The organism is Candidatus Pelagibacter sp. Uisw_137, from assembly GCF_047720245.1.
GTDB lineage: Bacteria > Pseudomonadota > Alphaproteobacteria > Pelagibacterales > Pelagibacteraceae > Pelagibacter.
In genome coordinates this window covers 1373909-1388184 of sequence record NZ_CP159811.1, presented here as the reverse complement: position 1 = coordinate 1388184, position 14276 = coordinate 1373909, and the positions used below count along the sequence as shown (strand labels likewise).

The 14276-nt window shown below is 28.9% G+C and carries 14 protein-coding genes; 1 reads left to right on the top strand and 13 read right to left on the bottom strand.

The genetic code is table 11. The features are described from left to right. Nucleotides 1-3: 3 nt before the first annotated feature. From rbfA to ABXT61_RS07375, 10 genes are all read right to left on the bottom strand, one after another. Nucleotides 4-372, bottom strand: coding sequence for a 30S ribosome-binding factor RbfA (gene rbfA / locus ABXT61_RS07420; RefSeq protein WP_415315283.1), 369 nt, complete (start codon nt 370-372; stop codon nt 4-6). After that, a complete protein-coding gene (gene infB, locus ABXT61_RS07415; RefSeq protein WP_415315282.1) occupies nt 372-2576 on the bottom strand; it encodes a translation initiation factor IF-2 in 2205 nt (734 codons plus the stop codon). Before infB ends, rbfA begins: the two co-directional genes overlap by 1 nt. Before the next feature lie 10 nt (nt 2577-2586). Then, nucleotides 2587-4140: a transcription termination factor NusA gene (gene nusA, locus ABXT61_RS07410; protein ID WP_415315281.1), complete on the bottom strand. Its 1554-nt coding sequence runs from the start codon at nt 4138-4140 to the stop codon at nt 2587-2589. 98 nt (nt 4141-4238) lie between these two features. Then, nucleotides 4239-5408: a methionine adenosyltransferase gene (gene metK, locus ABXT61_RS07405; protein ID WP_415315280.1), complete on the bottom strand. Its 1170-nt coding sequence runs from the start codon at nt 5406-5408 to the stop codon at nt 4239-4241. Continuing rightward, nucleotides 5401-6945 (bottom strand): apolipoprotein N-acyltransferase, encoded by a 1545-nt coding sequence (gene lnt, locus ABXT61_RS07400; protein WP_415315279.1) that lies wholly within the window; start codon nt 6943-6945, stop codon nt 5401-5403. Before lnt ends, metK begins: the two co-directional genes overlap by 8 nt. Before the next feature lies 1 nt (nt 6946). After that, on the bottom strand, nt 6947-7408 hold the full coding sequence (gene ybeY / locus ABXT61_RS07395) for an rRNA maturation RNase YbeY (protein WP_415315278.1): 462 nt from the start codon (nt 7406-7408) through the stop codon (nt 6947-6949). After that, a complete protein-coding gene (locus ABXT61_RS07390) occupies nt 7401-8402 on the bottom strand; it encodes a PhoH family protein (RefSeq protein ID WP_415315277.1) in 1002 nt (333 codons plus the stop codon). Before ABXT61_RS07390 ends, ybeY begins: the two co-directional genes overlap by 8 nt. 2 nt (nt 8403-8404) lie before the next feature. Beyond that, complete coding sequence (gene miaB / locus ABXT61_RS07385) at nt 8405-9745, bottom strand: tRNA (N6-isopentenyl adenosine(37)-C2)-methylthiotransferase MiaB (RefSeq protein ID WP_415315276.1); 1341 nt, start codon at nt 9743-9745, stop codon at nt 8405-8407. Between the two features lie 4 nt (nt 9746-9749). Next, nucleotides 9750-10160, bottom strand: coding sequence for a Fur family transcriptional regulator (locus ABXT61_RS07380; protein WP_006997525.1), 411 nt, complete (start codon nt 10158-10160; stop codon nt 9750-9752). A gap of 8 nt (nt 10161-10168) precedes the next feature. Then, the gene (locus tag ABXT61_RS07375; protein ID WP_415315275.1) at nt 10169-10555 is read right to left on the bottom strand and encodes a peptidase M22; all 387 of its coding nucleotides are present in this window, start codon (nt 10553-10555) and stop codon (nt 10169-10171) included. A gap of 7 nt (nt 10556-10562) precedes the next feature. Here ABXT61_RS07375 and ABXT61_RS07370 point away from each other — a divergent pair, with 7 nt between their 5' ends. Next, nucleotides 10563-11561, top strand: a complete 999-nt coding sequence (locus tag ABXT61_RS07370) for a polysaccharide deacetylase family protein (RefSeq protein WP_415315274.1) — start codon at nt 10563-10565, stop codon at nt 11559-11561. Here ABXT61_RS07370 and ABXT61_RS07365 read toward each other — a convergent pair. Genes ABXT61_RS07365 through trpS form a run of 3 tightly spaced genes read right to left on the bottom strand, consistent with a single transcriptional unit; the run spans nt 11558 to nt 14274 of the window. Continuing rightward, complete coding sequence (locus ABXT61_RS07365) at nt 11558-12673, bottom strand: glucosaminidase domain-containing protein (protein WP_415315273.1); 1116 nt, start codon at nt 12671-12673, stop codon at nt 11558-11560. The two genes, ABXT61_RS07370 and ABXT61_RS07365, sit on opposite strands and share 4 nt — an antisense overlap. A gap of 1 nt (nt 12674) precedes the next feature. After that, the gene (locus tag ABXT61_RS07360) at nt 12675-13217 is read right to left on the bottom strand and encodes a NifU family protein (RefSeq protein ID WP_415315272.1); all 543 of its coding nucleotides are present in this window, start codon (nt 13215-13217) and stop codon (nt 12675-12677) included. 55 nt (nt 13218-13272) lie between these two features. Next, on the bottom strand, nt 13273-14274 hold the full coding sequence (trpS, locus tag ABXT61_RS07355) for a tryptophan--tRNA ligase (RefSeq protein ID WP_415315271.1): 1002 nt from the start codon (nt 14272-14274) through the stop codon (nt 13273-13275). Between the last annotated feature and the right edge of the window lie 2 nt (nt 14275-14276).

Below are 14276 nucleotides of genomic sequence, written 5' to 3'. Positions count from 1 at the left end.
TTCCTATTTGTTTGTTTGTTTTATTAAGTTTTCTATTTTTTCCGCGTACTCAAAAGAATCGTCTTTAGCAAAAAGTATCTTTGGTACGTATTTCATAAATACTTTTTTAGATAAAACTTTTCTAATCAAAAAAGAGTATTCTCTTAATTTTTTAATAACTTTTTCTGTATCTTTTCCCCCTAGAGGCAATACATACGCTTTTGCAATTTTAAGATCTTGACTCATTTTCACTTCTGTAACCGTAACTGTGTTAGTTTCTAAATTTGGCACCTTAGCTTCATTTCTAGCAAAAATCATACCTAAAGATTGCCTAATCATCTCTCCAACACGTAATTGTCTTTGTGATATGGGTTTTCCTGTTTTATCAACCATTATACTGTTCTTTCCGTCGTAGTCGTACTATACGCCTCTATTGTATCGTTTTTCTGAAAATCGATAAAGTCTTTAAGTGTTATTCCACATTCTTGACCGTTACTGACCTGTTTTGCCTGATCTTTTTCTCTAAAAATAGTACTTATTTTACCAGTATAAATAATTGCCCCATCTCTTACTACTCTAGCACTTGCTCCACTAGCTATTTCACCCTCAGTTACTTTTGAACCCGCAACTTTTCCTGTACCTGAAACTTTGAAAATTTCCAGAATTTGAGCTGTACCAATAATTTTTTCTTGAACATCTGGAGCAAGAAGTCCTGACATTCTTAATTTGATATAATCTAAAACTTCATAAATAATATTGTAAGAAGATATTATAATTTTTTCATTCTCTGCTAATTTTTTTGCTTCCTTACTTGGCTTAACATTAAATGCAATTAATGTAGCGTTAGAAGCTTTTGCTAAAGTTACATCAGTCTCTGTTATCATTCCAATATCAGATAAAATTATTTTAGGTTTCACTTCATCGTGAGTAATTTGATTAATCGCACTTTTAATTGCTTCCGCAGATCCATGAACGTCTGATTTTACAATAATATTTAATTCTGCAGCTGACTTATCAGCAAAAGCTGAATCTTGAGTTGCAAAAGTTAGAGGGCTTCCGCCAGTTTTGGTTTCATCTGCTCTAGTCTCACTTAATGTTTTGGCTTCTTTTTCTGAATCTAAGACAATAAAATCATCTCCTGATTTAGCCGCTCCATTAATTCCAAGAATTTCAACTGGCATTGATGGTGGTGCTTCATTAACACTTTCTCCTTTATCGTTAATCAAAGCTCTTACTTTTCCCCATTTTAATCCACTAACAAAGAAATCACCTTTCTTAATTGTTCCAGATGTAACCACAACTGTTGCAACCGCTCCTCTACCAATATCAATTTTAGATTCTAAAACAATTCCAGTTGCTTTAGATTCAAAATCAGTTTTTAAATCCAAGATTTCCGCTTGGAGAACAATCGACTCTACTAACTTATCTAAATTCTTTTTATTTTTTGCAGAAATTTCAACCATTAAAGTATCTCCCGATAAATCTTCCGCAATAAGTTCATATTCTAAAAGCTGGTTCTTTATTTTTTGTGGGTCTGCTTCTGGTAAATCACATTTGTTAATTGCTACAACTATTGGAACGTTCGCAGCTTTAGCGTGTTTTATAGATTCGATTGTTTGAGGCTTAACTCCATCATCTGCAGCAACTACTAATACTACAACATCTGTTAATTTTGATCCCCTAGCTCTCATCTCTGTAAATGCAGCATGACCCGGTGTATCAATGAAAGTCAGTTTATTAGATTCGTGTTGTATTTGATAAGCGCCAATATGTTGAGTTATTCCACCAAATTCACCAGAGACAACATTTGCACTTCTTAAAACATCTAATACCGAAGTCTTACCATGATCCACATGACCCATCACAGTTACGATCGGCGGTCTATTCTTTAAATTTTCAGATCTAGACTCTTTTATTTTCTTAATAATCTCTTCTGCTTTCGCTTCTCTGATCGGATTGTGACCAAATTCTTTTACCAAATATTCAGCAGTATCTGCAGCTAATGTTTGATTGATAGTAACCGTAACTCCCATTCCAAATAAATGTTTGATTACATTGCTTGATTGCTCAGCCATTCTGTTAGACAGTTCTCTCACTGTTATTGCTTCAGGAATATTTACATCTCTTTTTACAGGCTTTAAGCTTTCTTGAATTTCTTCTTTAGTTAGCTCTCTATTTTCTTTTAACTTTGCTCTTTTAAGCGAAGCCATACTTCTTGTTCTTGCTTCGATCTCGTCGCTTAACGCTCTTGAAACAGTTAATTTTAATTCTCTTTTTTTAGTATCAGGTTTACCTGTGTCGCCTTTGAGTCTTCTGGTTGCTCTTTGCTCGGCTAACTTACGTTTTTCATAATCATTAGTTATTGGAGAAGATGGTTTAGGAGCTGATGTAGTTCTAGAGGGGAAGCTACTTGCAGCTGTTGCTACTGGTTTTGACCTAACGCTAGCAGGTCTAGTAAAGTTACCTCTAGGTGCAAATTTGCTAGGTTTTTTTTCAATTACAACAGAATTTTTACTTTGAGTTTTTGCTAACTCTATATTCTCTATCGATTTCTTTGCTATGCCCGAAAGTGTTAATTTTGTTTTTTTGTTTTCCATATTTCATTACTCAATCTTTGTAAATTATGTTTCTTGCAGACATAATTAATTCATCCGCTTCTGTTTTTGATAAAGCAAAATCTTCAAGGTATCCTTGAACCTTAATTCTTTCACCTTTTACAACATCATAACCGCCTGTTAATTCATCAGAGGCAAGGTCTGCAAAATCTTCTAATTTTAAAATCTTTTGCTCTCCTAAAGTAACTAACATTCCTGGCGTTAGTCCTTTGTGATTTATAAGATCATCTCGAAGTCCCAAATCTTTAATTCTTTGAGTGATGTCTTCTTGATCTTTTTGATAAAACTCTTTTGCTCTTTCAATTAAAGCCTTAGCAGTGTCTTCCTCTATGCCTTCAATTTTCATTAAATTTTCTGGTGAGCTATCTTTAATGTCAGAGATAGAAGAAAAACCTTCAGCAACAAGTAATTGTCCTAATGTTTCGTCCAACTCTAAATTTTTAACAAAGTTTTCAGTTTTTTCTTTAAACTCAGATTGTCTTCTTTCTGAATCTTCTGCATCGGTCATTATATTAATTTCGTAATTTAACAATTTAGTAGCAAGTCTGACGTTTTGACCTCTACGACCAATTGCTTTACTTAAATTTTCTTCAGTTAAAATTACATCTAATTTTTTTGCAACACTATCAACGTTTACTCTTTGAACTTCAGCAGGTGACAATGCATTTGAGACTACTATTGCTGGATCTTCAGACCAATTAACAATATCAATTTTTTCACCTTGTAATTCGTTAACTACTGCTTGAACTCTTGATCCTCTCATTCCAACACAAGCTCCTACTGGATCTAATGAAGTATCAACAGCTTTAACACAAATTTTTGCTCTACTTCCAGGATCTCTTGCTGAAGATTTAATTTCAATTAAACCATCATAAATCTCTGGAACTTCTTGAACAAAAAGTTTTTCCATAAATTTTGGATGAGCTCTAGATAAAAATATTTGTTGTCCTCGAGTTTCTCTTCTTACATCATAACAATAAGCTTTAACTCTATCTCCTGCTTTAATGTTTTCTCTTGGGATCATTTCATTTTTTTGAATAATTGCTTCAGTTCTACCTAAATCAACTATCACATTTCCAAACTCTAGACGTTTAACAATTCCACTTAAAATTGAATCTTTTTTATCTATGAAATCATTGTATTGTCTTTCACGCTCTGCTTCTCTTACATTAAAACTAATAACTTGTTTTGCTGTTTGCGCAGCTATTCTTCCGAAATCAAAAGAGGGAAGCGGTTGTAAAATTTCATCACCAATTTTTTTATCTTTGTTTACTTCATTTAAAATAATTGCATCTTGAAGATTAATTTCTATATTTGTATTTTCTGGTTTTTCTACAACAATTAATTTTCTGAAAATTCCGATATCACCACTTTCTCTGTCTATTAAAACTTTAATTTCATTATCCTGCCCAAACTTCGACTTAGCAGCTTTTGCAATTCCAGTTTCCATGGAATCAATAATTAATTCTTTATCTATAGACTTTTCTAAAGCAACTGCTTCAGCAATTCTTAATAATTCTAATTTATCTGATCTTCTATTTAACATAAGTTTATTAGCTCCAAAAAAAAATGGGCTAAAGCCCATTCTGTAATTTCAATAATGTAAGAGCAATATATAAAGATTTTTTTTTAATTCAATAGCAACTATCTAGAAAAAACGTCTTTTTTATCTATTTTTTCCCATGAAAATGAACCATTAGCTTCAGGCACTCTTCCGAAGTGACCGTAAGCTGCTGTTTTTTCATAAATAGGTTTATTTAAGCCTAGCATTTCTCTTATACCTCTTGGGCTTAAATCAAAATTTTCTGAAATTTTTTCTGTTACAAATTTATTTTTTTCCAAATCATTATCAAACAAATCTACATAAATTGATAAAGGTTTTGAAACTCCGATTGCATATGCTAGTTGAATTAAACATTTTTCAGCAATGTTCGATGCAACAATATTTTTAGCAATATATCTTGATGCGTAAGCGGCTGATCGATCCACTTTAGTTGGATCTTTACCAGAAAAAGCTCCTCCACCATGAGGTGCTGCTCCACCATAAGTATCTACAATAATTTTTCTACCTGTTAAGCCACAATCCCCATCCGGTCCACCAATTACAAAATTTCCAGTTGGATTTATATATAATTCATTTTCATTAAAATCTTTTAAAAATTTTTCTGGAATTGATTTTAATAGATAAGGTTTTAATAATTCTCTAACTTTAGCCTGATCTACATCTGCTGAGTGCTGTGAAGATATAACAACTGATTTTACTTTGGTTGGTTTTCCATCAACATACTCAAACGTAACTTGACTTTTTGAATCTGGTTCAATATTTTTTAATTTTCCAGATTTTCTATCTTCTGCCATTAATCTCAAAATTTTATGAGAATAATAAATTGGTGCAGGCATTAATTCTTCAGTCTCGTTACAAGCATAACCAAACATTATTCCTTGGTCACCAGCTCCTTCATCTTTATTGCCTGATGAGTCTACACCCATTGCTATATCGGCAGATTGTGCGTGAAGGTGGCTTTCTATTTTTGTAGCTTCTCTCCAAGTAAAACCATCTTGGTCATACCCAATATCTTTGATACACTCTCTTACTTTTTGAATAAGATCTTCTTCTTTAATGCTAGGTCCTCTTACTTCTCCAGCTAAAATAACTTTATTTGTAGTGGTTAAAGTTTCACATGCTACTCTTGAAAAGGGATCATTTGAAAGATAGCTATCCACAACCATGTCGGAAATGCGGTCCGACACTTTGTCTGGATGCCCTTCAGAAACAGACTCGCTTGTAAATAAAAATTTTTTTAAATTACTCATGTGCAATTTTCTTAAATGAAAAAAGCAAAAAAATATATAATAAAATAAGTATAAAAAATATCTTATCCCCATAATTCATATAGAACGTGGATTTAATGACTTTGCTCTCTTTAAAATCAACATAGCCAATAGTGCCAAATTCAATTTTTTTTTCTATAATACCAATTGGATTAATAATGGCAGATATTCCATTGTTTGCTGATCTAATTATATACTTTCCACTTTCAATTGATCTAAAAATACTGTGTGCAAAATGTTGTTTTGGACCAATAGAATTTCCAAACCACCCATCTTCTGAAATATTAATTATATAATCAAAGTTTTTGTCTTTAAATAATCTATTTGAATAAATAATTTCATAACAAATTAAGGGAAGTAATTTTAGTTCTATCTTGTCATTTTTTATTGAAAGTGCTTTTTGATTCTCACCTTTTGAAAAAGATTGATAATCATTGGTTACTGTTTTAAGTCCTATTAAACTAAGAACTGTTTCAAATGGGATAAACTCACCAAATGGTACTAAATTAATCTTATTGTAACTATGAATTAAATCCAATTTATTGTTAAAAACTGCCATTGAATTAAAAAATAAATTTTCACTATTTTTAGTCTTTACGCTATTTAGACCCATGATAATTAAATCATCATTCCCAAAATTATTTGAAAACAATTCTTTATATATATACATATCTCTTAAATAACTATCTGGAATAATTCCTTCGGGCCATAAAAAAATTGTTGGTTGTTTTTTTTCTGGGCTGCTCAAGGAAATTAGTTCTTGAATAATCTTTAACTCATCCTGCTTCGAATAAAATCGCTCTAAACTAATATTGGGTGATACAGCTCTTATTGTAAAATTATTTTTAATATCGGTCGTAGTATTAAATTGATTATATTTTAAATTCCCAAAAAATAAAAAACCTACAGAAATTATTATAAAGAAAAAACAGACAATAATTTCTTTTCTGGTTTTTCTTAAGATAAATATAGCTGGCACAGTAAATAAAGATATGCAGATTAAATTAAAAGAATAAGTTCCGATTACTGAAAGAATTTGAATAAAATAAATACTTTCTGAAAAACTAAAAGCAATTAAATTCCATGAAAAACCAGTAAGAATGGACCCTCTAATAAATTCAATAGATCCATATAAAATCGAAAAAATAAAAAATGTACTCACAACATTTTTAGAATAAAAAACAGAAAACAAATAAGTTATTAATCCATAAAATATTGCCAAAAAAGCAGGAAATAAAACTATAGCTATTGGTATTAAAAATTTAAAACTTTCATCAAAAGTTAATGAAATTGCAATCCAATATAAGCTAAATAAAAAATAACCAAAACCAAAAAACCATCCGTATTTAAAGAAAGATTTATTATTTGGGTTAGTTTTTTTTTCTGTAAAAAGAAAAATAAAGAATAGTGAAAAAGTGAAAAAATTAATTATAAAATAATTATAAGGTGGCAGGCTGTATGAGCTAATAGCACCTAAAAAAAATATATATAATATGTTTAAAAATTTTTTTTTAAGCAAGTTAAGCAACTTTTGTTTTAATAAATTTATAAATTTTATCTTCTTCTTTACTCATTTTTTTAAAGTCTTTTAGTTTTATATGGTCGTGTCCCAATAAATGAAGAAATCCATGAATAAAAATTTGAACAACTTTTTGTTTAAACTCTAAAATGCTTATATTTTTTGGTTTATTCATAAACTCATAGCTAATTACTATATCACCAAGATAATTTGATTTTTTTGGGATAAATTTTTTCTCGAATGGAAATGACAATACATCTGTAGGTTTATTTTTATTTCTAAAATCTTTATTTAGCTTTTTAATATTCTTATTATTTGAAAGTAAAATTGTTAAATTTATTTTTTTACCTATAAATTTATATTTTTTTGGAAAAAATTTTATAATGGAATTAAAAAAAGCTTTATTTTTCTTGATTTTTTTACTCCAGAGAGAGCACTCGGAAACCACATCAATTTTAATCATTTTCTTGATCGGTATAAGCTTTTACGATCTTAGATACCAAGGGATGTCTCACCACATCTGAATGATCAAAATCTACAACTGAAATTTCTTTTAAGTGTCCAAGTAATTTTTTAGATCTACTTAAACCAGACGTATTCTTATTTGGTAAGTCTATTTGAGAAGGATCACCATTTATGACTATTTTTGAATTCTCCCCAATACGCGTTAAAAACATTTTAATTTGAGTATCTGTCGCATTTTGAGCTTCGTCTAAAATTGCAAAAGAGTTCTTTAAAGTTCTTCCTCTCATAAATGCAAGTGGTGCTATTTCAATATCACCAATTTCAATCATTCTCTGTATTTTTTCAAAATCAAATAAATCATAAAGAGAATCATATAGAGGTCTTAAATAAGGGTCTACTTTCTCTTTCATGTCTCCTGGTAAAAAACCAAGTCTTTCACCAGCTTCTACTGCAGGTCTTGATAGAATAATTCTTTCAATCTTTTTATCAAGCAGCATAGTTAATCCAACTGCTACTGCTAAAAAGGTTTTACCAGTTCCCGCAGGGCCTGCAGATATAACAATATCACTTTGTCTTAAAGCTCTAACATATTCTTTTTGCCTCTCAGATCTAGGAATAACAGATTTTTTTGGTGTTTTAATTATGTCAGAAACATTTTGATTTTTTACTTTTTCTTCAATCATAAATTTGTCTATAGATGAGATTATATCTTTTTTCTCAATACTACCATTGTTAATAAATTGATTTGCAAGGAATTGAATAGCATTTTTTGTTATTTCGTTTTGTTCTGGGGTTGATTTTATTAAAATAGAATTTCCTCTTGAATAAAGATTTGTATTAGTAATTTTTTCGAGCTCTTTTAAATTTTCATTAAACTCACCAACAACCCCCATTAATAAATCATTATCATGAAAAATAACACTTAAAGAATTATTATCAGAGTATACAAATTTTAATGTTGAATTAATTTTTTTTGAAACTGTATTATTCAATTTTAAGCTACCTTTTTTTTAGAGCTTTCAGTTAATTTTCCAAAAAGACTATTTTGATTACTGCTTATTATTTCAACTTGAACAATTTTTCCAATGTTCTCTATATTGCCGTCAAAAATTACTGATGTCATAAATTCTGTTCTGCCAAATAACTTAATCCCATCTTTCATTTTATTTTCTACTAGAACATTTAAAATTTTATTTTCAAGAGATTTATTTTTTTTTATTTGGTTATTAAATAATTTCTCCTGAATTATCTCTAATCTTTGTTTGGATTCTTTGTGATCAACTAGTTTTAAATCTGCTGCAACAGTTCCTGGTCTTGGACTAAAAATAAATGAATATGAATTAATAAACTTTATTTTTTCAATCAATTCCATTGTCATTTTAAAATCTTGTTTATCTTCTTCTGGGTATCCAATAATAAAATCGCTGGAAAACTCAATTTTTGGGTTAATTTTCTTAAGTTTTTCATAAATCACCACGTATTCTTCAATAGTGTGCTTTCTATTCATTAGATTTAAAATTTTATTTGATCCACTTTGTACTGGTAAATGTACGAGGGGCATCAGTTTAGATGATGTCTTATAAACATTAATCAAATCATCTGTCATATCCTTAGGATGAGATGTTGTGTATCGAATTCTTTCAAGTTTATCAAAGCTATCAAGTTTGATTAACAAATCTGATAGCCTATACTCTTTACCTTCCTCATTATAACTGTATGCGTTTACATTTTGACCTAGCAAGATAATTTCTTTTGCACCACTTTGAATTAATTCTTTTGTTTCATTTATGATTTGATCAAAAGGTCTAGAATATTCGGGTCCACGTGTATAAGGCACTACACAAAAATGACAGAATTTATCACAACCCTCTTGGATTGTTAAAAATGAAGAAACTTTACTGTCTTTATTTTTAATCTGACTTAGATAATTAAATTTAGAAATTGTATCAAATTCTGTTTCTTCCTCTTTTTTTTTATTTTTTGAATGATTTAATATTGCCTCATTTATTTTATGATAGGATTGTGGGCCAATTACAATGTCAATATAGGGTTCTCTTTTTAACATTTCTTGATTTTCAGCTTGGGCAACACACCCAGCAACAATTACAATTGGTTTTTTTTTTTCTCTAAAAATTTTTTTAACTCTTCCTATTTCGTGGTAAACTTTTTCTTTTGCCTTATCACGAATATGACAGGTATTTAAAAGATAGCAGTTTGCATCCACGTATTTTTCAGTTCTTTCAAAACCAATTTTTTTAACTGTATCAAATATACGATTTGAGTCGTATTCATTCATTTGACAGCCAAAAGTTTTGATAAAAATTTTTTTCAACATTATACTAAGATTTTTTTTTAACCCCGTATAATTCTAATTTATGATCAACTAATCTATATCCATACTTATCTGCAATTTTCTCTTGCAGCTTTTCTATCTCTTCATCAACAAATTCAATAATTTCACCTGATTTAACATCAATTAAATGATCATGATGTCCCTCGTTTAATTCTTCGTATCTAGCCTTACCCCCTTTAAAATCATGTTTTGCTAAAATTCCAGATTCTTCAAAAAGTTTTACCGTTCTATATACTGTGGCAATACTTATTTTTGGATCAATCTTTGAAACTCTATTATAAAGTTCATCTACATCTGGATGATCGTTCGACTCTGACATTACTTTTGCAATAATTTTTCTTTGATCTGTAAGTTTAACTCCTTTAGCTAGACATTTTTGTTCAATATTTTCTGACATTTTTAATTTTAACTTAAATAAATAGGATTAATCAAATTCTTTTTAATTTTAAATTTTTCACATAAACTAGGGACATCTGCATACTTAACTTCTTCAAATCCCTTAAAATCTTCAAAACTAAAACAGTAATAATTGATTTTTTTAGTTAAAAATAAAGCTTTAATTGTCGCTAACGAATTTCTAATTCCTGCAAAACTACCTGGCCCTCTGTTAACATAAATAACATCAATTTGATCTAAAGAAGAAGAATTTATCTTTAAAAAATCATTAATTAAGATCATTAATTTTTCAAAATTAATTTTACTATTTTCATGACTACAAGTATAAATATTTTCACTAACTATGAGTGTTAAAAAAATTTTATCTCTTGTGGCATCTACTATTAAATTTTTCATTATAATAATGTTATTTGCCTTCAATTCTAAAGCAGAAGAAAGTAATATCAAATATTATTCTGAAGATAGCGGCATTCTTTCTTTAATGTACCACCGATTTGATGAGAATAAGTATCCTTCAACAAATATACAAATGGATATTTTCAAAGAACAAATGTCTATAATAAACACCTTAAATTACAAATTTTATAATCCACAACATTTACAAAAAAAATTTAATATTATAAAAAATAAAAAAGAAATACTTATTACTATTGATGATGCATTTTTATCTTTTTATAAAATCGCATGGCCATATTTAAAGAAAGAGAAAATCCCTTTTATTTTATTTGTTTCAACTGAAGCTATAGGTAAAACTGGCTATATGAGTTGGGAACAAATACAAGAAATTGAGAAAGAGCCATACGCTTACATTGGTAATCATTCACATTCTCATGATTACCTAGTTGACCTAGAAACAGAAAATTTTTTGTTTGATATTAATACTTCAATCAAAATTTTTAATCAGCACTTAGGTTATAACCCAATTTTTTTTTCATATCCATTTGGTGAATATAGCAAAACTATTAAAGATTTTATTTCCAAAAATTTTGATTTTGCTTTTGGTCAACATTCTGGTGTTATTGATATTAATAAAGATCCCCATGAATTACCTAGATTCCCAATTAATGAAAAATACGGTGACCTAGAAAGATTTAAATTTTTAATTAATCTTAGTCCACTTCAATACAAATCTTTAAACCCTGAAGATAAATATATTACTGATAATAATCCACCAACACTATCTGTTGAATTTTTTGAAAATCAAAAAAATATAGAAAATATTAATTGTTTTTCTGATGAAGGTGACGGATGGAATAAGTCAAATATTAATTTTAATAAAAATATACTGAAATTAAACTTTAGAGAAAAATTTACATTCAGAAGAGGTAGGGTTAATTGTTCACTTAATGATAATGGAATATGGAGATGGTTTGGTATTCAATTTTCAGTGAACCAAAATTAAATTAAACTTTCTAAATCTTTGCTTGATGGCATTAACTTAGCATCATCAAAATCTGTTAAATCATTTTGTCTGATAATTTGTTGTAAAATTTTAACATATTCTTTTCCTGTCTCTGCATATTTATCAAGGTACTCGGTAAGAATCATGCTATCTAATTTTTTTTCTTTGTCTCTCAATTCGGCTCTTGCGCTTCTAAAGTCTTTATAAGAGGAGTGTGTATTCAAATTTCTTTGATAAGCTTTTACTGACGCTTGTAAAACCTTAAATCTCATAACTTTATGAGTACTGTCATCTTCTGCATCAGCTGGTTTTATTCCTTTTCCACTCCACGTCCATTGACCAAATAATGCGTTTCCCTCTTGAGCAAATCTTGATGTTCCCCACCCAGTTTCCTTTGCAGCCTGTGCAATGGCCATTGAAACGGGCACTTCATCCATTCTAACTTTTAATGTAGATAAATTTTTATTTACGACTCCATATTGTTTGAATTTCACATTTAACCACCCTTCTTCTGCTTTTGTATTTTTGTTTTTATTTAAAATACTAAAGAGCTTAATTCTATCTAGTTTGATATTATTATTTTCATCAATGACTAAAGGCAAAATTATCTGAATAAAAAGGTCTTTTCTTTTTTTGGTATTTTCTATTTTTACAATCTCTTTTGGTAATAAATCTAAACTTATAGGTTTTACTAGTTTGTTTTTTCTAACATCTTTTAAATTATAATCTGTTGATTTGAAAAGTTCTTCAATTGTTGCAGCACTTAACAATATGGCATCTGATGGCTGTTCATCAAATGTTAAAATATCTTCATATAAAAACTTTTTATTTAATTTTTCATCTAACTTTGATGTTTGATTTTTTAGTAACTTTTTTAAGTTATTTTTTGAATTATTTTCATAGTCTTTAGAAAATATCATTTTTTCTTTTGTAAGATTAATAGCTAGTGGAGTTATAAAAAAAATTGATATAATAATTAAGCTTGATAAAAAAGTTCTTGAAAGACTGTTTATTCCTATTTCATCTTTTTGAAGTTTTTCTTTTTTTTTAACAACAAATCCTTTTTTATTAAGGTATTTCTTAATTTCAAAAATTGAATATTTTTTTCTCATACTATACTGCAACCACTTCTTTCACTTCAGGTAAATAATGGCACAAAAGATTTTGCACACCTTGTTTTAAAGTCATTGTTGAGCTAGGACAACCAGAGCAACTTCCTTGCAGTTCTACTTTAACAATTCCATCTTTAAACTCTTTGAATTTAATGTCACCACCGTCTTTTGCAACTGCTGGTCTAATCTTTAATTCTAAAATACTTATAATTTGTTTTTCGATTTCAGTGTGTTCTTCTTTTTTTGTTTCAAGTAATTCATTGGCAATTACAAACTCTTTTCCTGTTGAATAAAAATCATTAATCAGCGAAATAGCTATATGTTTAATTTCTTCCCAATTTACTTCTTCACTTTTATTTATAGATATAAAATCTTTTCCTAAAAATACGCCTGTTACTCCATTAATTGACAAAACATTCCTTACCAATTCATTGTCGGTTTCTTCTTTCCTTGTTACTTCAAATGAACCATTATTGGAAACTGTCTTTCCAGGCAAAAACTTAAGTGAATTGGGGTTCGGTGTTACTTCGGTTTGAACAAACATGTATTTATATATAAAGGTAAATGTCTAAATTTAAACCAATTAATAAATATATTTGTTAAAAACCTACTAATTCTTTCATTTCTTTCATCTTTTTTGAGGCAATTTTGTCCGCTTTATCAGATCCTTCTAATAAAACTGAATCTAAGAATTTTTGATCCTCTAATAACTTTTTAATTTCTTTTGAGATTGGCTCAATTCTTTCAATTAGAACTTCTGATAATTTTTCTTTAAATTCAGAAAAGTTTTTTCCATTAAATTCCATTATAGATTTTTCTAAATTTTTATTTTTTAAACTTGAATAAATCCCTAATAAATTTTCTGCTTCTGGTCTTTCTGCTAGATTATCAATTCCTCCTGGCAAAGGTAACGGATCTGTTTTGGCTTTTTTTATTTTATTTATTATTTGATCTTTATCATCTGTGAGGTTAATTCTACTTAAATCTGATGGATCTGACTTACTCATTTTTTTAATTCCATCTTTAAGACTCATTATTCTAGAAAATTGTTTTTGAATTAATGGCTCTGGTACTTTCAAAAAATCTATTGCATCAAAATCATTATTAAACTTTTGCGCAATATCTCTACAAAGTTCTAGATGTTGTTTTTGATCGTTTCCAACTGGAACATGAGTTGCGTCATAAAGCAAAATATCTGCAGCCATCAAGACTGGGTACGAATAAAGACCAATACTAGCTTTTTCTTTATCTTTTCCTGCTTTTTCTTTAAATTGTGTCATCCTATTAAGCCAACCTATTCTTGAAACACAACTTAAAATCCACGCTGCTTCTGAGTGTGCTGAAACCATAGATTGGTTAAAAATTATGCTTTGTGCCGGATTGATTCCACATGCAATAAATGTAGCTACAGTTTCTCTAATATTTTTTTTTAATTCTTTTGGGTTTTGCTTAACTGTTATTGCATGAAGATCCACAACACAAAAAATACATTCATTTTCTTTTTCGTTTTGGAGCTCTACAAAGTTCTTAATTGCACCAAGGTAGTTTCCTAGATGAAGGTTTCCTGTTGGTTGGACTCCTGAAAAAATTTTTTTGCTCATGG